Here is a 20,202-nt window from a genome sequence, read left to right on the forward strand (position 1 = left end):
GTTATAGCTGTAGAAAAACTACATGAACTATGTATTTATAGTAATACCTCTAACATGTTCATACAATATGTTCTCCCATTTTTTGAAGCAGTGTTACGTAAAAACGTAAAAATTTTGGTTCGTTGTTACAAATTTTATGTTTTATTGCTGCATCAGGATGATCTTTTCCGGAGGGATATAGACATAGAGCTCCGTTTTCCTAGAGCTGTATTCCTCCCACACTGCTTTGGGCAATTCCCACCGAATCGGTTTAGCCGAAGTTCCCTGCCTACGGATCATCACCAGATAAGAGAACACATCTTCGATGATCTGGACAATTTCCATCGGATAAGTATTTTCTCCCGCCTGGCTCCGCAACTCCAGAAAATGAGCCCGTATCCCTGCATAGCGGATATTTTCCGGCACCCCAGCTGCGACAGCCAGTTCCAGTGCCCAATCCTCAGCCCATATCCGCTGCTTGGCCACTTGTTTAGCCTGGGAAATATTCTTACACCCCGTCAAGAGCGTCGCCGCCAATGTTTCAGGATTCTTGAACAGATCTTTTGTGGTATGGACTTGTTCCAGCCTGCCTTGTTTTATGACAGCAGCTTTGCCGGCCAGCCGATAGACTTCGCCGCGGTCATGGGACACCAGCAGCGCTGTCCCATGATATGATTTCAGTACATCGCCGAGCTCAAGCTCCAGCTGCCATTTCAAGTAGCCATCGAGGGCCGAAAAAGGTTCATCAAGCAAGAGAAGTTCTGAATCAGCCGCCAGGATGCGGGCAAAGGCCGCCCGCTGTTGCTGCCCGCCAGAAAGCTCATGCGGATAGGCATCAGCCAGTTCCTTCAGGCCAAAACGTTCAAGATTTTCCTGAACCTTTGCCGATCGCTCCGATGCTGGGCCGCTAGCTACAAAACCAATATTTTCCTTGATGGTCATGTTCGGAAACAGGGCGTAATTCTGGAACAGATAGCCGATATGACGCTGCTGCGGGGACAGATCGATCCCTAGCTCACTATCATAGAGCACGCGTCCATTGAGCACGATGCGACCGCTGTCAGGCGTCTCAATACCGGCAATGCACTTAAGTGTCATGCTCTTGCCACAGCCCGAAGCCCCCAGCAAAGCAAAGACCTCATCCTGCACAGCAAAGTCTGCCACCAACTCGAAACTTCGCAGCTGCTTGCGGATACTTACGGTCAGTTCCATAGTGCCGCCCCCTTATCTGTGTGGGCAATCCACCAGTTCATAAGCATGACAAATACCAACGAGAAGACAACGATCACCATAGCCCAATCAAAGGCCAGCTCGTAATCATTTGCCTGCACGGCCGCATAGATGGCTGTACTCATCGTCTGGGTCTTGCCAGGGATATTGCCAGCAAACATGATCGTTGCACCGAATTCCCCCAAAGCCCGCGTGAACGAGAGCACCACCCCCGCCAGGATACCAGCACGCGCATTGGGCACAAGGATGTGCCAGAAGATGCGCCATTCCGATACCCCCAGCGTCCGCGCCGCATGAATGATATTGGGATCCAACTGCTCGAAAGCGCCCCGTGCCGTCCGATACATCAGCGGCAGCGACACCACCACAGCAGCGATAACTGCAGCTTTCCAGGTGAACACCAGCGAGATATCCCATTGGAGCAGGAATCTGCCCAGGCTGCTGCGCTTGCCCAGCAGCAGCAACAGGAAAAAGCCGACAACTGTCGGCGGCAGCACCATCGGCAACGTAATAATGGCATCAGCCAGGCCTTTGAACCGGTTCATGCGCACCACCATCAAAGCCAGGCCAATGCCAGCAAAGAACGTCACCACCGTTGCTGCACCGGCTGTTTCCAGCGTGATGATCAGCGGTGATATTTCCATATCATTTTACCTCAAACCCATATCTTTCAAAGAGCCTCTTATTCGCATCACTGGCCACAAAGGCAAGGAAATCCTTGGCAGCAGTAAGCTGCTTGGAGTCCTTGAGCGCCGCAGCCGGATAGACGATTGGCTTATGCGTATCTGCCGGCGCCTTGGCCACGACTTTTACCTTGTCCGACACAGCCGCATCCGTCGCATAGACAACACCGCACTCAGTCTCGCCGGATTCTACCCACGAAAGCACCTGGCGGACATCGGAGCCATAGACCGCTTTTGCTTTTACCGCATCAAGGATCCCCAGTTTCGTGAACACTTCCTCGGAATACTGGCCAACGGGCACCCCTTTCGGCTCACCCAGAGCAATATGCTTGATGCTACTGTCCGTCACCTGCCTGAAATCAGCCAGATCTTTGCCGCCATCTTTCGGCACGATCAGCACGACCTCATTCTGCAATAGATCACAGCGCGTCCCCTCAGCCAATAAGCCATCATTTTCCAACGCATTCATCTGTTTCTGCGCCGCTGAGAAGAACAGATCCGTCTCGCCGCCATTCTGGATAGCCTGCTGCAGAGCACCAGAGCTGCCGAAGTTGAAGACAACCTTGACATTGGGATGCTCCTTCTCATAGCTTGCTGCCAGCTCTTTCATGACATCGGTAAGGCTGGCCGCCGCCGCAACATGCAGCTCAACCGTCTCTTTTTCCGCAGAGGACGAAGTGCTCGCCACCTGCTGACTGCCACAGCCCATCATGACTGCCGTCATCATCGCCATGACCATGACCAAAATCTTTTTCATCCGTTATTTTCCTCCTTTTCAAAACGGAAGGGAGCGCGGTTTCCTGTGCTCCCCTGTGGGTATTACCCAGGCGCAGCATCATAGCGCATGACCTTAGATGCTTTTGCTCGGAGTTACTCCATAATTATACGCCAAAACACGCAGAAAGACTATAAAAAATATCACAACACAAAAAGCCCTGCCCGCAGGCAGGACTTCCTTATGCTTTGATATCAATGAATCAGTCCGTCATCGTCAGCGACACCACGCAAACGGCGATTGATGGAACTAAGGCCGCGATACACTGTACTGATATCCAGCTCATCACCGCGATTTTCCATATACTTCTCGAGTTTGCGCTTTACACGCTGCAATGCATTATCAATCGATTTGACATGGCGGTCAAGATCTTCTGCAATCTCTTGATAGGACTTGCCATCAAGATAACTCATGAGCACTTTCCATTCAAGATCTGACAGGATCTCTTCCATCTTCTTCTCAATATCAACGAACTCTTCCCGGCTGATGACGAGATCTTCTGGATCGGCAGCTTTTGCACCAGACAGCACATCCAACAAGGTACGATCTGAGTCCTCGTCATAGATCGGCTTATTCAGCGAAATATACGAGTTCAGTGGAATATGCTTCTGACGAGTAGCTGTCTTGATAGCCGTAATGATCTGACGCGTCACACAAAGTTCCGCAAATGCACGGAAGGAAGACAGCTTATCATTGCGGAAGTCACGGATGGCCTTGTAAAAGCCAATCATGCCCTCCTGGATGATATCCTCGCGATCTGCTCCAATAAGGAAATACGATCGTGCCTTCGCCCGTACAAAATTCCGGTACTTGTTGATAAGATAATCGAGTGCGACCTTGTCATTCCTATCTCTTATGGCTAATAATATCTCTTCGTCCGTAAGATTAGCGAATTCCCCATATAATTCTTCGCTAAAAAGTTCTGTAGTCGATTCTGCTTCCATCGCACTTTTCCCCTTTGCTGAAAACCCCCGTTTTCATTTTCTTACTTCCCTTGATAAGAAAATTATACCCCCTCTTTGTTGGTAGCGTCAAGGATTCCTCTAGGACTTTTCTCCCCTATCGGATTATTTTTCAGTTCGAAATACAAAATTTAATCAATTATTGATGGGATTTGCGCATTTCATCCAGTTTCTTGACTGTTTCGTGGTCCAGCCTATCCTCAACCTCCAAGCGAGTGACAGGCAAGGTCACATGCCCCAGATACTCTTTCTGCAATGTTTTCTTAGTTCGTCGTACAAACTTCCGAAATTCCGACGAAGGAATACGGAATGCACCAGCACCAAGAATCACACTCTGCTCAGCACTATCAGAAGTCACGACATGAACTTCCCGGCCGCAGCGAACCATGTCATAAGCCAATCGCTCAATGCAACTGTCAGCGGTCTCCCCCTCGCCGGTATAGATCAGCTCCATATGGTCGTTGACTTTTTCCCGATGTTCCTCATCATCCGTGAACATCGCATCAAACACGATCGTGATATCAATCTTTTCATATGCTCCATATTCGGCCAGCTGGTGAACCAGCTGGTCCCTGGCCTCGGATAGATCGGCACGCAGGCGGATAAGTTCAGGCCAGGAATTGATGACATTATAGCCATCAATAATATAGTACTCTCTCTTCCTGCTCATAGTCAGCCTTTCTTCAGCAAACGCTGCCGCATGGACTCATACATGAGAATAGAGCCCGCTACAGAGGCGTTGAGTGAATTGATTTTCCCGACCATCGGCATCTGTACGATGAAATCGCACTGTTCCTTGGTCAGACGGCTCATGCCACGACCTTCACTACCAACTACCAGAACCAGCGGTCCCGTCAGATCGGCCTCATAATAATTCTGGCTGCCATCCATATCAGCTCCGGCTACCCAGAATCCCTGCTCCTTGAGTTTCTTGAGTGTCTGGGCAATATTGCCGATGCGCGCCACCGGAACATACTCGATAGCGCCAGCCGATGTCTTGGCTACAGTAGCTGTCAGAGGTACGCTGCGGCGTTTCGGTATCAGCACACCGTGGACGCCAGTCGCATCGGCGGTGCGCAATAGTGCCCCCAGGTTATGGGGATCCTCCAGCTCATCGAGCAGCAGCAGGAACGGCGCTTCGCCCTTCTCCGCTGCCGCTTTCAAGATATCCTCCAGCTCAGCATAGGCGACGGGGGCCACATAAGCCAGTACACCCTGATGGCGCAGACCGCCTGCCACAGCCTCGATCTTGCTGCGCTCGACGAACTGGGTGACAATGCCACGCTCTTTGGCCAGCGCAACGATTTCGCTGACGGACCCTTCCTTATCGCCCTCGGCCAGCAAGAGCTTATTGATGCCACGACCGGCACGCAGCGCCTCGGTTACTGCATTGCGGCCAATCAGTACATCCTCAGGCAATTCCCGCTCTACAGCCGGATTATCCCGGCGTTCACGCGGCTCGCGGCGTTTGCCGCCCTCGCGTTTTTCCGCATGTTCCTGACGATTCTTGCCGTTGCGGAACGGCTTTTTCTTTTTATCGCTAAATTCTCTCATGCTCAATCATTCTCCCGAAGTTTCAGCATCTCCTGGAACTTGCCGCAGGTCATAGCCCCTTCCGGGCAGCGACCCGTATTGACGCAGCTGGCACCAGCATTGTGGAAGAGCGTCGGTGCCACCTTCTTGACCTCAGCCAGCATCTTATAGGCCATTTCACGGATTTCCCACTGGGCACGGTTGCAGCAGCGCAGATTGAAGAAATGCAGCAGCGAACGCGCATTCATCGTCACGAGAATCTTCGTCTCCGTGGCATTGGCCAGCACATACCGTGCATCCTCTTTGGGCACGCCCATTTCCGTAAGCTCGTCATACGTCTCGCGGATTTTCGCCAGCAGCGCCTCATATTTGGCCTTGGCCTCTGGTCTTTCTGCAATCGTCGGCGGCGTGATGTACTCAAATCCATGCGCGGCAACATAGCGCTGCGACTGCTGATCGTAGGACGCGATGCGATGGCGGACGAGCTGATGCGTGAGTACACGGCTGACCCCCTCAATGCCGAACGTGAAGGTGACATGCTCAATCGTCGAGCCATGGCCCAGCGTCACCATCTTACGCACCATTTCCTTCGCCTTGTCATCGCTGATCTTTTCAGCCAGTTCCTCCGCACCGGCTGACGAATAGCAGAGACGGGCAGCCATAGCCACCACGTGCTCCGGATTCGGCGTATATTCCAACAACTTGACCTTTATCATAAACTTATTTCTTGCTCCTTATTTCCTTCATCATGGCTTTCGAGATAATCTGGAACGAGGCCTCAGCTAACTCATAGAGCCGCTCATTCTGCTCCGACAGATAGAGACTGCCCAGCAGTGCCTCAAAACCTGTACTCGCATGGTACTCAGCTACGCTGGCACTGCGCGGCGCATGGCTCTTGGCATTGCGGCCGCGGCGATAGATTGCCTTTTCCTCCTCTGTCAGCATGGTTTCGATTCCCTGATAGGCCTTGGCCTGCCAGACAGCTGAAACGATCTGCGCACTGAATGAATGCAGAGCCTGCACCTTGCACTGCTCATAGGAGAGCAGGCGCGTGCGCACATACAGATGGAAATAGGCATCGCCGACATAGGCCAGCACCAATGGATTGAGCTGCCTGACATCAATGTCCTTGTAACGCTGGAGTACCCCATCCTGCCCGTCTGGCTCAAACATCATATCGACGAGTTTCTGAAAATGTTCAAACTTCATGCTTTCTTCCACCGTGCGCCATTTGGCGTATCCTCGATAACGATGCCCGCCTCTTTGAGTTCATCACGGATCTTATCCGCCAAAGCCCAATTCTTCTCTTTACGGGCATCCTGGCGGATACTGATGATCAGCTCCATGAGCTTATCCGTAAGGCCATCGTCTGCAACCGCTTCTTCCTGCTCAAAGATGCCGATGATGGCAGCCATTTCCTTGTAGATCTCGCTGACACGGCCAAAGCCTGCGGCGTCGTATTCTATCCCCTTATTCATGACATCCTGATAATAGATGTTGATATCCTTCGACAGGCCAAACAGCTGGCTGATAGCCAGTGCCGTATTGAAATCATCATCCATGGCTTCATAGAAGTTCTGGCGGTATTCCTCTGCCTTGGCAGTCAAATCCTTAGCCGTATCCGCGCTGCCTTCCTTCTTGAGCAGCTCGTCCATGAAGGACTTGGACTGCTGCAGACGAGAAAGGCTCGTCTGGGCCTCCTTGAGGCGCTCGTCGCTGAAGTCAAGGGGGCTGCGGTAATGGGTCTGCAGGATGAAGAAACGCACGACCTCACCGGGATACTCCTGCAGGATATCCTTGACCGTGAAGAAGTTGTTCTTTGACTTGGACATCTTCTCATTGTGGATCGTGATGAACCCATTGTGGAGCCAGTACTGGGCAAAGCTGTGGTCATCGCCGATGCAGGCCTGGGACTGGGCAATCTCGTTTTCATGATGCGGGAAAATCAGATCGCTGCCGCCACCATGGAAATCAAACTTCTTGCCAAGATATTTAAGCGACATCGTCGAGCACTCGATATGCCAGCCTGGGCGCCCCTTGCCCCAAGGGCTGTCCCAGCTCGGCTCACCCGGCTTGGCCGATTTCCAGAGCGCAAAATCCATCGGATGCTGCTTGCGCGTATCCACCTCGATGCGAGCTCCAGCCTGCATGTCCTCTAGCTTGCGGCCGCTGAGCTTGCCATAACCTGCGAACTTCTCCACACTGTAGAATACATCGCCATTCTCCACGGCATAGGCATAGCCCTTGTCAATCAACGTCTGCACCATATCTATGATATCGGGAATCGTCTCGCTGACGCGCGGATAGACATCAGCGCGCTTGACGTTGAGCGCATCCATAGCCTCAAAATACGCCTTGATATAGCGGCCCGAAATATCGTTCCACTGCAGGCCCTCTTTATTAGCCGTATTGATGATCTTATCGTCAACATCCGTGAAGTTCTGGATGTAATGTACCTTATAGCCCTTCTTCGCAAAATAGCGGCGGATAACATCCCAGGTCACGAACGGACGGGCATTGCCGATGTGCGGATGATTATAGGGGGTAACACCGCAGCAGTAGATGCTTACCTCACCGTCCTTCAACGGCTTGAATTCTTCCTTGCTGCGTGACATGGTATTATAGACTTTCAGCATTCGTTTTTTCCTCCAATGTATCTCTGAGCAGATTCAGCCTTTTTCGATGCCTGCGACGGCATAAGCCGAAATGCCCTGTTCCGTACCGGTAAAACCTAATTTCTCCTCAGTCGTTGCCTTGACATTGACCTGATCGGGCTCCACGCCGAGAACGCGGGCAATATTCTCATTCATCTGCGGGATGAAATCCTTCATCTTCGGTTTTTGCGCCACGATGGTCGCATCGACATTGCCGACCTTGTACCCTTTCTCGCGCAGCAGCTCCATGACATGTCCCAGGAGCTTGAGGCTGTCCGCCCCTTTAAAGCGCGGGTCGGTATCGGGGAAATGGCGGCCGATATCTCCCAGTGCCGCTGCGCCCAGCAAAGCATCCGAAATCGCGTGCAGCAGGACATCCGCATCCGAATGGCCCAACAGCCCAAGCGTATGCGGGATCTCGACTCCGCCGATGATCAATTTGCGGCCCTCAACCAGGCGATGCACATCGTAACCCATTCCAAATCTAGTCATGATAACGCCTTCTTTCCTAATTAATTATTGCAAATGTTTCTTCATTCTGTCCTTCGTCTTCTTGAGCGTGCTCTTCACCATATTGCGCAGCCCGTCAGCCTCATCCTTCAGGAACATCTCAGCGATCAAGAGGTCTTCCGGGGTCGTGACTTTGATATTCTTATAGTCACTGGCCACTACCTTGACTGGCACCTCTAGGCGCTCGACCAGACTCGAATCATCCGTTCCGAGGAAACCATCTTCCTTCGCCTTCCGATAGGCCTCAAGCAGCAGATCCTTGCGGAATCCCTGCGGCGTCTGCACCTCCCAAACCTTGTCGCGCGGCGGTGTCTTGACCACTACGCCATTGTCATCCACCAGCTTGATGGTGCTCTTAGCCGGTACTGCCGCTACCGCTCCACCGATTTCCCGTGCAGCCTTGACCACGCCATCAATCGTCGCTACGCTCGTAAGCGGCCGTGCTGCATCATGTACCAGCACGATATCAGATTCTTCCGGAACCACAGCCAGACCGTTGGCAATCGAATACTGACGCTCGGTGCTGCCAGCTACCACCTGGAACGGCTTCAATCCCGGGACATGGCTCAGCAGCTTGCGGATAAACGAGACTTCTTCCTCCGCCACCACAACCACCAGATTGTCAATCTCTGCCGATGATGAAAAACGCAGCAGCGTATGCACCAGGATTGGCTTGCCGGCCAGTTCCAAAAAGACCTTATTCATGCCGACATTCATGCGCCGCCCCTGTCCGGCAGCAGGAAAAACTGCTGTTACCATAATCACATAATCCTCCCAGTTTATTTATCTTTTATATCATACTACAAAAGCGAAAAAAAAGAAAACCCAGCCCAAGACAGCGACTGGATTTTCCCAGGGGATTATGAGATTGGCCCTACAAGCTCATTTGAGCGCATAACCATTGTTATACATCTGATCCTGCAGCTTGCGCGTCTGATAAAGCTGCGTCGACGTGTCAAGCTCGACCATATCCAGCGTCAGCAGCTGGCCTTTCTTGGCATCTTTGAGCATGCGCGTCTTCTTGTTGATAAGGCCATAGACGACATAGCCCTTCGCATAGGTCTCTTCCGCCGTAGCAATCGAGCCATAGGTCGTATAGCCGCCGATGCCATCGATATACTCACCGGCTTTGAGGTCACGTTTGGCCACGGTGATGCACTCACTGACCGACCCTGCCAGCGGGATGATCGTCGGCTCATGATCGATGATAGCCTTTGCCACGGTAAGCGGCGTCTCGAGGTTGCAGAGATGATACGGACGATAGAGGGTCCAAAGCGGGCCTGGCCCCATCGAATGATACTGCATCTGATAAGCGATTTCCTCATTCTCCGTAGCAACAGTCACAAACACGCCCGGCGCAATGCCATTGACATACTCCACGACACCATGCTTGTTGAGGATACCGCCGTCTTTCTTTAGCTTGAAGATCTCGTTGAGTTCCTTGCACCGGTCAGCCGGCGATGCTGCCGGTCCATGACCGCCAATCACATCGGGAATCAGCCCCGTCGCATTCGACATGGCCGTCATCTCCACCATCGTCTTCGTGCCATCCTTGAAGGAACACAACATGCGCGGGCTCATCTTGCGGCGGGTAGCCTCCTCAAGCACCGTATCGGGATTGCAGTCATAGTCCAGCTTGTTGTTCTTGCCCTTGCCCATGACCTTGACCTGCATGCCCATAGCCTTAGCAAACGAGTAGAGCTCCATGACAGCCCCCGGCTCATCACCGGCCGAGCCCGTATAGATGACACCATTCTCATCGCCTAATTTCTTGAGATAGGAGCCAATGACGACATCCGTCTCCACATCCATCATGACGACATGTTTATGATTCTTCATGGCATCCGTGGCAATCTTGACACCGACTTCTGGCACACCTGTCACATCGATGGCACATTCCACCAGATTGGCCTGAGCAATGATATCGGAATTATCCGTGGCAACATATTTGCCCATCTCCATGTACTTGTTGGCATCTTCGAGCGTCTTGGCAACCGCGATATCCTCATCCTTGATGCCTGCATAATGGAACGCATTGATCACGTTTTCCATCTTGATATCCGAAACGATTGCCGGCATGATGCCTTTCATCAAGACCATCTGCGTGACCATGCCGCGTCCCATCTGACCAGCACCGACGATGCCAGTGCGAATGATCTTGCCTTCTTCATCACGTTTTGCCAGTTTCATATCCATGTTCAGCATGAGGAATACTCCTTCCCTGCCTGCTTCCAGGCAATAAACAATTTATTATATACTTTGATATTCAGCTATTCATGTGTGAGAATCCATTATGCTTATCGCAGCCATCTCAATGAATTTCGATGGTCGTTCCCACTTTTATATCGGATTCCAACAATGGCTGATCTCCCTGCACCATGATGCAGCCAGGACGATCCGGCTCAGCTTCCCCCTTGAAACACAAGGTGCAATGTCCCAGCTCGGCCAAGGTATGGATTGCTTCCTCGCCTACAGCCGTGATGGTAAATGCCTTCTCACCGATTATCAGCACATCGTCAACCTTCGGAGGCAGAAAAAGTTTCGACTGGGTATGCAGCACCGATATCTCTGCCAATTCCGGCGGAGCAGTATCATTAAAGATAATGATGAAATTCGCCTCGCTATCCTCCAAGAAGAACAGGGCATCCTTTCCCCAACCGGTTATTTCACTGTAATACTTCATCACATTCCCCACCTCCAGCTGCAGCCCTCTCCATCAATACAAGCCAATGCTGGCAGCATACGCGATCAGGACAGCTGCAGGGCCGGTAATGACGCGGGAATACAGGACTGCCGGAACACCGAGCTCAATCGTCTCCGGATCTGCCTCACCAAGGCTCAGGCCAACCGGTACAAAGTCGGCACCGACCTGCGCATTGATGGCAAACAGGGCCGGCAATGCATACTGTGGCGGGATATTGCCCATACCGATCTGAGCGCCCAGAAGGGTACCTACAACCTGCGCAATGACCGCGCCTGGTCCGAGCACTGGCGAAATGAACGGAATCGCGCAGACCAGCGATATGACCAGCATGCCTGGCAGCGTACTGGCAATCGGCGAAATCGTATTGGCGATGACGTTACCGATTCCCGATGCGCTGATGATACCAAGGATCATGCTGACAAAAGCCATGAACGGAATGATGCTCTTTATCGTGATATCGACCGTCTCGCGGCCAGCGGCATAGAATTTATTGACCACACCGCCGATGGCAATACCCAGGCGCGTGACAAAATTCTTTTCCTTGCCTTGATTCATTTCGGCAATCTCACGCTTAGCCTGCTCTTTTGTCTTCGGCGCTCCCACGGCTGCCGTTTCTGCTGCCGCAGCAGCCTGGCTTACAGCCGCTTCGTCGGCAAAGCTCAGGCAGGATTCATCTACTGCCGATACATACAGGTCCTCCGTGATGAACTGGGCCAGCGGGCCCGTCTTGCCAACTGGAAGGACATTTGCCGTGAATACTTTCTTTTTCGGGTATACGCCACAGCGGGCCGTACCGCCGCAATCCACTACGGCAATCAGGATTTCCTCATCCGGCACGCCCGTCGTGAAACCATCCACAGCTTCGCCGCCGGTCATCTCAGCAATCTTCTGTGCCACAGGATGGATGCCACCACCAGTCACACTGACCACTTTATGTTTCTGCTCCGTCGGCACCAGTGTAAGCGGGCCTCCCCAGCCTCCGGAACCTGCTTTTATCGTAATCGAAGTATACATGTCTTTCCCCTCCCGTCAGTCAATCAGTCCAGTTTCTTGCCATCTTTGGCGCACATGTAGAAATAGATCTTCTCCGTGACAATGCCACGCAGCAGGATGACTACAAGGCCCACCAGGAAGTAACGGACCGCCAGATCGCCTAACGGCAGGCCCAAAGTCGTGATTCCTGCCGCAATGCCCATGTAGACAAACAACTCGCCGCCATTGGCATGGGGGAAAAGCCCCGTTACCGGATGCAGGAAGCTTACATTCGCATTTCCGGCCACATCCTTCAAGGCATGGAAATGGGCAAAGATTGTCATGCCCTGCATCATCTCGCCCCCTGTGATACGTCCTTCGTTGTCACAGGCTATGATTACCACATTTCCGGGGCCCAGCCGTCGCCGCCGTGAACCGATGCCCAGATTGCCAAGCTTATGCAGACGCCGCACGGCCCGACGGTATTCCCGGACCTGCCAGTGTGTGCCGATCACCTGCATGACCATCAAGGCAAACAAGATCATCATCAGTTGTCCAAAACTAAAATCCATCGTTGCCTCCTTTTTCATTCATAATCGTTTAAGTTTTGTTATGTTTATTATTATCTTTTGACAATTCAAATTATAGCATCAAACAAATACTTTTACAACGGTATGTATACTGAACATTTGTAAAAGTGATGATTATTCTGGGAATTTCACTTTTACATTTATTCTCATAATGAACAAATGCCATCAATGAACATAATATCCATTGATGGCATCATAAATTTTTCGATATGCTCTTTTAATGGCTCGCCAGAAGCCCCGCCGCACATTCCGCATCAGTGATCAATATATTGATATACTGGCCACGGATTGCACCAAGGACAGGCGCAATCTTGTGCCTGCCACAAGCCACGCCGATGCGCCGCGGTACCTGTGCCAGCCGCCGCAACGAGATTCCCGCCACGCGCTCGTTGAAATCACTGAATTTTTCAGCTCCGCCATCGGCATCGAAATAGCGCAAGGCGATATCCCCCACAGCTCCCTTGCCGAGGAATTCCTGCATCAAGGACTGGTCAATATAGCCTTCCTGCAGCAACGTAGAGTGCGCAGGATCCAGCACACCTATGCCCATGAGGACCACATCCAGTGACGTGTACATATTCGTTACCTTCCGGTTTGAGCGCTCCTCCATGAACCCTTCAAGAACGTCCTTGCGCGAGAACAATGCCGGCGCAAAGAACTGGACGCTCTTGCCGCCGAAACGCTCAGCGAATTCCCTGGCCAGGTAATTGGAATGGATATCCATGCGGCTGTCGCTGACGCCGCCTATCAGCGGCACGAACGTGCAGTTGCAGGATTTCTCCAGCCGGTATTCTGACCGGACAATATTCTGGATCGTAAGTCCCATGCTCACCCCGACAAAGTAATCATCCTTCAGGATGCGCGACAAGTATTCGAGGGTGGCGCTGCCGATTTCCGAGTTGATATTCCGCGTCCCCTGTTCCAATGGCATGGAGTCGACGATGATGACCTCCTGCAGCGAAAACTTCTTTTCCAGTTCACGCTCCATCTGTCCATAGTTCGTGTTGTCCGGATTCAGGACTTCGATCTTCACGATGCCTGTATCCTTGCCCAGCTGCAGCAGGCGGGACACTGTCGGCCGGGATATTCCCAGTGAATCGGCCACCTCTTTCTGCCCCATGCCATCAAGATAATACAGGCTGCAGCACTTGAAAATCAACCGCTTATCATCCACCAATTTCTTCATTCGCTTGTCCAGCCTCTCCATAAACAAAGAGAGGAACCCCCGGTTCCTCCCTCTCAACATCTGCCTGTCAATTCTTCGGTTTAGCAAAAATCATGCGGCCAGCAGCAGTCTGCAAGGCCGATGTGACTTCCACGGCAATCGTCTCATTCATGAACCGTTGACCACCCTCGACAACAATCATCGTTCCATCATCGAGATAAGCAACTCCCTGGCCCTGTTCCTTGCCCGATTTGACCAGAGTTACCTCCATGGTCTCACCTGGGATGACGACCGGTTTCACGGCGTTGGCCAACTCGTTGATATTGAGCACTTCAACACCACGCAGCTGAGCTACTTTATTGAGGTTGAAGTCATTGGTTATGATCTTGCCACTGACCTGTTGGCCGAGCCGTACCAGCTTGGAATCGACTTCAGTGATATCATCGAAATCAACATTCGTGACCTCTACTTTGCAGCGTGTCCCCTGACGGATGCGCTGCAGGATATCCAGTCCCCGGCGACCACGGGTGCGTTTGAGTGCATCAGACGAATCGGCAATATGCTGCAATTCCTCCAGAACGAATACCGGAATCAGCAGGGTTCCCTCAATGAAACCCGTATCACAGATATCCGCAATTCGGCCATCGATGATGACACTGGTATCCAGCAGTTTATAGTTGGCCTGCTGCCCACCCTCAGGCGCCACAGGCTGCTTGCCTTTGGCTGCAGCTGAGGTTTCAGGATTCCTGGCCACTGCCTTCATGAACTTCTGGATGAAGTCAAACAGCCCCGCAAGATCCTTGCGCTTGCGGATTGTCAGCGTGATACCCAGATAACCAAAGACAATACTGAAAATCACCGGGATGTACTCACCGACCACGGGAATTTTGGAAAAGGCATAGCCCAATAGATTAGCAATTATGAGTCCGAGAAAGAGTCCCACTACGCCGGCAATGACATCATGAATCGGCATCTTGTTCAGCTGTACCTCCACCCAGGCCGCAAACCGCTTGAGCTGACGGATGAAATATGCCGACAGGATAAAGCCTACGATGCCGCCAATCACAGCACCGAGAAGGATGCATACGAGACCGGCAAAGGTCAACTTGAAGAGTCCCATGTCCGCCTTGAGGATTTCCGTGCTGATAAAGCTTGTCAGCAGTGGCGTGGCCAGATTCAGCAGTGCTGCGCCGGCAATTGCCATGAACAACGTGATAAAAAAGCGCAATACACGATCCAGCATCTTGTCCACCTCCCTTCATGATATAGTGTTTTTTATAGTTTGTCACAAAGTCAGTATAGACAATTTTGTCTCGCACTGTCAACTGACTCGAGGAATTCTCAAAAAATTTTAATTTCTCTTCTTATGACAAAAAGAGGAATTGTACATAAGCAACAACCTCCGCTCATGTGCAATTCCTCTGCTAGACGGTGACCATCCTGTCAGTGCAGGTTATGTGACAGGATCTCTTCCATCCAGCCTTCCACTTCTGCCGGTGTTTTGTCACAGGCATAGACGAGTTCGCTGACTAGGATTTGTTTCGCCAGATCCAGCAACCGCCTTTCTCCCGAAGAAATCTTCCTTTGCCGATCCCGCAGGATCAAATCGCGGGCTACTGCGGCCACATCGCAGATATCCCCGCTCTTCATCCGGTCAAGATTGGCATGAAAGCGCTTGTTCCAGCTCCCCAGTTCCCGTTCAGGCTTATCTTCCAGTACATCACGTACCTCATCCACCTTCGCTACGGAGATGACATCCCTAAGACCGATATTATCCACATTATCGGTAGGAATCATCACCTTCATATTGCCCAGTGGCATCTGGAGAACATAATAGGATTTCCCTTCACCGAGAACTTCACAGTTCTCAATTCCAGCAATCACACCGGCTCCATGCATCGGATAGACTACCTTATCTCCTATTTGCAGCAAACACACACCCCCTCAAAACACACAAGTTCAAGTTGGAATTTTTCGTTACCTGCCTTTCCATTATAACATGATTGTCGCATTATTTCAAAAGTTAAAATTTTAAATTTTAACACATATCTATGATATCGTCAAGAGATTTTCGTCATAAAATAAAGACCACCGGGGGCTCTCTGCCACCAGTGGCCTTGTTCATTCCTGATTTATGCTTGTTCCGATTTGGTGCTGCGCATAAACAGCTGCGTCAATTGTTCTTTCGGATCTTTATGGTTATGGACAATCTCATATACGGTCTCGCAAATCGGCAGCTCTGCATGGTATTCACCTGCCAGGGCCATCAAGGCCTCTACCGTATAGACTCCTTCAGCCAGCTTGCTGAACGGCTTGCCCGTAATCAGATCCTCGCCAAACCGGCGGTTATTGCTATGGGGGGAAAACAAGGTCGCCTCATAGTCGCCAAGATGTGACAGGCCATACACTGTCATCTTGTCGCCGCCCATCTTCTCGATAAGCCGCGAAAGCTCACGGGTACCTCGCGCCATCAGCGCCCCCTTGAGGCTGCCATAGCCAAAGCCATCGAGCATGCCCGCCGCCAGGCCGATGACATTCTTCGCCGCCGCACCGATCTCAGTTCCCAGCAGATCCTCCCCGTAATAGAACCGAATCAGCGGACTCGAAAAGGCATCGACAAGTTCTTTCGTCAATTGCATGTCCGCCGCTGCAATGACCATGCAGTTCGGAATGCCGCGGGTGAAGTCCTGCACATGGCCAGGACCGACCCATACAGCCACAGGAACTTCCGACCCCACAGCCTCGCGGAACACCGTTGTCAAACGCTTGCCCGTGCCGATTTCCAACCCCTTCATGCAAAGCACGAAACGCTTGCCCGTCAGGACACCGAGCTCCGCCAGCTGGCCGGCAAAGCCGCGTAACTGCTGGCTGCTGATCGAAATCACGATCGTATCAGCAAAGTCCAGTGCCTCGCGGATATCTTCCGTCAAGGCCACTGACTCCGGCAGCTCCAGATATTCATTCTTGCGCGTTTCCCGCAGCTCCTGCAGGTGTTTGGAGCCTTTGCGGCCCCAAAGCAGTACATCATGACCGATATGATTGGCATACCAGGCATGGAAAGTTCCCCAACGGCCACAGCCAAGAACCGTTACCTTCATGCTGACACCTCCACCTTCGCGCCGGTGATGTCACGGACGACCTCACCAGCAATGATAAGACCTACTACCGACGGGACGAATGAGATACTTCCCGGTACAGCCCTTTTGGCCGCGCAGTTATTAGCACTGCCCGGCGGGCAGACACAGTTTTTCCCGCAGCCGCCAGGACTTACAGTCAGCGGCTTTTCCTTCGAGTAGACCACCTTGAGTTTTTTCACATGATGCTCCTTCATCTTCTTGCGCATCACACGGGCCAGCGGATCGACGCTCGTCTTATAGATATCCGCTACCTCAAACTTCGTCGGGTCAAGCTTGTTGCCAGCCCCCATGCTGCAGATAATGGGAATATTCCGTTCACGGCACTGCAGGACCAGATTGATCTTGCCTGTAACCGTATCGATGGCATCCACCACATAATCATAGTGCTGCTGGAAAAACTTATCGGCATTTTCCGGCAGGTAAAAATCTTCGATCGTATCCACCACAGCCTGCGGATTGATGTCAAGGATGCGTTCCTTCATGACCTGTGTCTTCGGCTGGCCTACCGTTTTCGAGGTAGCATGGATCTGACGGTTGATATTCGTCAGGCAGACCAAATCATTGTCCACCAGCACCAGATGTCCGACACCGGCGCGTGCCAGTCCCTCGGCCACAAACGAGCCAACGCCGCCGACGCCAAACACCGCTACAGTTGCCTCGGCCAGTTTCTTCATTCCCGCTTCTCCCAGCAAGAGCTCCGTACGAGAGAATCTGCCTAATTTCCCCAATGTATCTGTTCCTTTCTGTTTCGTCACTGAAAATCCTGTATCCATTATACCTGCTCGCGACGGAAAAAGGAACTGCAGACATGCCTGCAGTTCCTTTTGAACCATCACAGTTATTTCTTCTCCTGGGAATCATCCGTCAACTTGAAGGCCGGAATGGCAAATGCTCCTGACTGCTTGAACGCCGGTTTTTCCTGCGGCTTGTTCATGAAGGACGGCGTATCAAGGGAAAAGGCCTCTTTCTGTACCTTGCTTTCAGGTACCTTGACCGTCGGCGACTTCATAACCACACTGTCGGCAAAATCCGTGGCGATGATTGTCGCCTGGACATTGCCATTCATCGAATCATCCACCACTGTTCCGAGGATGATGTTGACCTCAGGATCTGCATGTTCGACGATATAGCGCGTCGCCTCGTCCACATCGTAAAGGCTAAGCGTATGATCACCAGTCAGATTCAAGATGACACCGCGTGCCCCCTTGAGCCCCTTGTCGATGAGCGGGCTCTCAGCAGCCGCCTTGACGGCATCCACAGCGCTGCGCTTGCTGCTGCCGATGCCCAGCAGCGCATCACTGCTGTCACTCTGACGGAAAATCGTCGTAACATCGGCAAAGTCTACATTGATGACACCTGTCGTGAGGATCAGCTCGGCTACACAGTTGATGGCCTGCTTGAGGACCTCATCGGCGCACTCAAAGGCCGTAACCAGCGTCATGCGGCGGTTTTCCGGCAGCTTCATCAGATTGTCATTCTCTACGGCAATCAGAGCATCCATCTGTGACTGCATCTTGACGATACCTTCCATGGCAGTGTGTTTCTTGCGGCTGCCCTCAAAAGAGAACGGCACCGTCACAACGCCGACAGACAGGATGCCCATCTCTTTGGCCAGACGCGCCACCACCGGCGCAGCACCAGTACCGGTGCCGCCACCCATACCAGCCGTTATGAAGACAAGATCAGCGCCATTGAGCGCGTCCTTGATCTTGTTTTCCTCGGCCTTGGCCGCTTGCTCAGCCACTGTGATATTGCCGCCAGTACCACGGCCGCGCGTCAGTGACTCTCCAATCTGGATGCAGCGAACACCTGACTGTTCCACCAGCTGCAGCTGTTTGGCATCCGTATTGATGGCGATAAGCTCTATCTCTAATTCATTATGCTGTCCCATGCGCATAAGTACGCTGTTGCCGCCGCCACCGACGCCGAATACCTTGATCTTGACTTTCGGTTTTATGATTGATGTTTCATCTGCTGTCATGGAACATTCCCCTCTCAATTCAACATATCTTTATATGTATTCGCCATATACCCTGTCCATTCCTGCCTGATTTGCAAGAAATATCCGCGACAACACCATATACATGATATACGAAAAAGGCAGGACTGCCTCAAAAAGCAGCCCTGCCTCCCCTCTCCGCCAGCCTATCCACGGACTCAGCTGAAGAGGAATACCGCTAAACAAGCCAGAACGATCTTCAAGCTGTCAAGCTTCACGCCAAACACTTCCTTACTCCGCATCCAGCAATAATATTCGCATCTAGCAATGAAAGTTAACCGTTTAAACTGATTATACACTTGTCGGCAGAAAATAGCAATCCCTATTCAGCGGCGCCTGAGTATCAGCCGCGACTGCGTGACAAGGACGCCAGCCAGCATGAGACCACAACCGGCAATCTGCACAGTGCTCATGAACTCCCCCAGGAGCAGCCAGCTCGCTACCACGCCAAAGACTGCCTCAAAACTCATGATAATGGCTGCCGGCCCCGGCTCGGCATACTTCTGCCCATAGATCTGCAGAGTAAAGGCCACGCCCCCGGACATCACGCCACCATAGAAGATAGCAAACCAGGCTGCCACCAGTGGGCTCCAGCTGATATTCTCAAAGCACAGCGCCGCCACCGTACTGCCGAGCCAGCACACGGAAATCTGGGCCACCGACAGCTCGATGGCATCCACACGCTCCGCATAGCGGTCGATGAACAGGATCTGGGCCGCCCAGAAAAACGCGCTGAGGAAAACCAGACCATCGCCATAGTTCAGCGTCACCGCTCCATGAATGGACAGCAGATAAAGGCCTGCCAGGGCCGCCACGGCCCCCGCCCAGTTCTCACCGTAGATCTTCTTGCCGAGGACCGCTGCCCCCAGCGGAACCAGGATGATGTATAACGCCGTGATGAAAGCTGTCTTGCCAGCCGTCGTATAGAGCATCGCCACCTGCTGCAACGAGGTAGCCACAAACATGATGGCACCAGCGCCAAAGCCAGCCCGCCAACCCGGATGATACGTGCCGCGCTGTTTCTCCTGTTCCCGCCGCCCACGCAGCACAAACCAAAGTGCCAACAGGAATACGAAGCCCAGGAAATAACGCGCCATCGCATAGGTAAACGGCCCCAGTCCATCCATGCCCACCATCTGGGCCACAAATGTCGTACCCCAAATAAACGCCGCACCTAAGAGCAATAACGAACCTTTCAACCGCATGCTACCTCTCCTTTCGTGATGGTTTCCATTATACGGATTCCCTCAGGCATTTTCAATATCTGTTTCCATTTTCCGCCAGCAAAAAAGGCCGGGAACCGAAACAA

The 20,202-nt window shown here is 52.2% G+C and carries 22 protein-coding genes and 1 riboswitch; all 22 genes read right to left on the reverse strand.

The annotated features are described in order from the left end of the window. Window positions 1-141: 141 nt before the first annotated feature. Window positions 142-1,191 carry a sulfate/molybdate ABC transporter ATP-binding protein gene (locus tag BM322_RS04060; protein ID WP_075428630.1) on the reverse strand — a complete coding sequence of 350 codons (1,050 nt, stop codon included), beginning with the start codon at window positions 1,189-1,191 and terminating at the stop codon, window positions 142-144. After that, window positions 1,182-1,853 (reverse strand): molybdate ABC transporter permease subunit, encoded by a 672-nt coding sequence (gene modB / locus BM322_RS04065; protein ID WP_075428631.1) that lies wholly within the window; start codon window positions 1,851-1,853, stop codon window positions 1,182-1,184. The genes BM322_RS04060 and modB overlap by 10 nt, the downstream gene beginning before the upstream one ends. A 1-nt stretch (window position 1,854) precedes the next feature. After that, window positions 1,855-2,649, reverse strand: coding sequence for a molybdate ABC transporter substrate-binding protein (gene modA, locus BM322_RS04070; protein ID WP_082334369.1), 795 nt, complete (start codon window positions 2,647-2,649; stop codon window positions 1,855-1,857). Continuing rightward, window positions 2,645-2,774, reverse strand: a riboswitch (molybdenum cofactor riboswitch). Its footprint overlaps the gene before it by 5 nt. A gap of 87 nt (window positions 2,775-2,861) precedes the next feature. Continuing rightward, window positions 2,862-3,611 (reverse strand): RNA polymerase sporulation sigma factor SigH, encoded by a 750-nt coding sequence (gene sigH / locus BM322_RS04075; protein WP_075428632.1) that lies wholly within the window; start codon window positions 3,609-3,611, stop codon window positions 2,862-2,864. Between the two features lie 157 nt (window positions 3,612-3,768). Next, on the reverse strand, window positions 3,769-4,305 hold the full coding sequence (locus BM322_RS04080) for an NYN domain-containing protein (protein WP_143102172.1): 537 nt from the start codon (window positions 4,303-4,305) through the stop codon (window positions 3,769-3,771). Further along, window positions 4,302-5,183, reverse strand: a complete 882-nt coding sequence (rlmB, locus tag BM322_RS04085; protein ID WP_082334370.1) for a 23S rRNA (guanosine(2251)-2'-O)-methyltransferase RlmB — start codon at window positions 5,181-5,183, stop codon at window positions 4,302-4,304. The genes BM322_RS04080 and rlmB overlap by 4 nt, the downstream gene beginning before the upstream one ends. Before the next feature lie 2 nt (window positions 5,184-5,185). After that, the gene (thyX, locus tag BM322_RS04090) at window positions 5,186-5,878 is read right to left on the reverse strand and encodes an FAD-dependent thymidylate synthase (protein ID WP_075428634.1); all 693 of its coding nucleotides are present in this window, start codon (window positions 5,876-5,878) and stop codon (window positions 5,186-5,188) included. A 4-nt stretch (window positions 5,879-5,882) separates the two neighbouring features. Further along, window positions 5,883-6,371 carry a Mini-ribonuclease 3 gene (locus tag BM322_RS04095; RefSeq protein WP_075428635.1) on the reverse strand — a complete coding sequence of 163 codons (489 nt, stop codon included), beginning with the start codon at window positions 6,369-6,371 and terminating at the stop codon, window positions 5,883-5,885. Next, window positions 6,368-7,798, reverse strand: coding sequence for a cysteine--tRNA ligase (gene cysS / locus BM322_RS04100; protein WP_075428636.1), 1,431 nt, complete (start codon window positions 7,796-7,798; stop codon window positions 6,368-6,370). The genes BM322_RS04095 and cysS overlap by 4 nt, the downstream gene beginning before the upstream one ends. Window positions 7,799-7,831: 33 nt before the next feature. Further along, a complete protein-coding gene (ispF, locus tag BM322_RS04105) occupies window positions 7,832-8,308 on the reverse strand; it encodes a 2-C-methyl-D-erythritol 2,4-cyclodiphosphate synthase (RefSeq protein WP_075428637.1) in 477 nt (158 codons plus the stop codon). A gap of 24 nt (window positions 8,309-8,332) precedes the next feature. Then, window positions 8,333-9,085 (reverse strand): 2-C-methyl-D-erythritol 4-phosphate cytidylyltransferase, encoded by a 753-nt coding sequence (gene ispD / locus BM322_RS04110; RefSeq protein ID WP_075428638.1) that lies wholly within the window; start codon window positions 9,083-9,085, stop codon window positions 8,333-8,335. 123 nt (window positions 9,086-9,208) lie between these two features. Further along, window positions 9,209-10,531, reverse strand: coding sequence for an NAD(P)H-dependent oxidoreductase (locus BM322_RS04115; RefSeq protein WP_075428639.1), 1,323 nt, complete (start codon window positions 10,529-10,531; stop codon window positions 9,209-9,211). A 106-nt stretch (window positions 10,532-10,637) separates the two neighbouring features. Continuing rightward, complete coding sequence (locus tag BM322_RS04120) at window positions 10,638-11,009, reverse strand: PTS glucitol/sorbitol transporter subunit IIA (protein WP_075428640.1); 372 nt, start codon at window positions 11,007-11,009, stop codon at window positions 10,638-10,640. Window positions 11,010-11,042: 33 nt separating this feature from the next. Next, the gene (locus tag BM322_RS04125) at window positions 11,043-12,044 is read right to left on the reverse strand and encodes a PTS glucitol/sorbitol transporter subunit IIB (protein ID WP_075428641.1); all 1,002 of its coding nucleotides are present in this window, start codon (window positions 12,042-12,044) and stop codon (window positions 11,043-11,045) included. Window positions 12,045-12,067: 23 nt separating this feature from the next. Further along, complete coding sequence (locus BM322_RS13775; RefSeq protein ID WP_318254523.1) at window positions 12,068-12,574, reverse strand: transcriptional regulator GutM; 507 nt, start codon at window positions 12,572-12,574, stop codon at window positions 12,068-12,070. Window positions 12,575-12,809: 235 nt separating this feature from the next. Beyond that, window positions 12,810-13,778, reverse strand: coding sequence for a sugar-binding transcriptional regulator (locus BM322_RS04135; RefSeq protein WP_075428701.1), 969 nt, complete (start codon window positions 13,776-13,778; stop codon window positions 12,810-12,812). 67 nt (window positions 13,779-13,845) lie between these two features. Beyond that, window positions 13,846-15,000, reverse strand: a complete 1,155-nt coding sequence (locus tag BM322_RS04140) for a PIN/TRAM domain-containing protein (RefSeq protein ID WP_075428643.1) — start codon at window positions 14,998-15,000, stop codon at window positions 13,846-13,848. Between the two features lie 200 nt (window positions 15,001-15,200). Next, a complete protein-coding gene (locus tag BM322_RS04145; RefSeq protein WP_075428644.1) occupies window positions 15,201-15,689 on the reverse strand; it encodes a CarD family transcriptional regulator in 489 nt (162 codons plus the stop codon). 200 nt (window positions 15,690-15,889) lie between these two features. Then, window positions 15,890-16,855, reverse strand: a complete 966-nt coding sequence (locus BM322_RS04150; protein ID WP_075428645.1) for an NAD(P)H-dependent glycerol-3-phosphate dehydrogenase — start codon at window positions 16,853-16,855, stop codon at window positions 15,890-15,892. After that, entirely contained in the window at window positions 16,852-17,568 is a 717-nt protein-coding gene (locus tag BM322_RS04155) for a ThiF family adenylyltransferase (protein WP_407047823.1), read from the reverse strand. The genes BM322_RS04150 and BM322_RS04155 overlap by 4 nt, the downstream gene beginning before the upstream one ends. A 164-nt stretch (window positions 17,569-17,732) precedes the next feature. After that, window positions 17,733-18,875 (reverse strand): cell division protein FtsZ, encoded by a 1,143-nt coding sequence (ftsZ, locus tag BM322_RS04160; protein WP_075428646.1) that lies wholly within the window; start codon window positions 18,873-18,875, stop codon window positions 17,733-17,735. A 344-nt stretch (window positions 18,876-19,219) separates the two neighbouring features. Continuing rightward, a complete protein-coding gene (locus BM322_RS04165) occupies window positions 19,220-20,098 on the reverse strand; it encodes a DMT family transporter (protein ID WP_075428647.1) in 879 nt (292 codons plus the stop codon). Window positions 20,099-20,202: the final 104 nt, after the last annotated feature.

The organism is Selenomonas sp. GACV-9, from assembly GCA_900116485.1.
Taxonomy (GTDB): domain Bacteria; phylum Bacillota; class Negativicutes; order Selenomonadales; family Selenomonadaceae; genus Selenomonas_A; species Selenomonas_A ruminantium_G.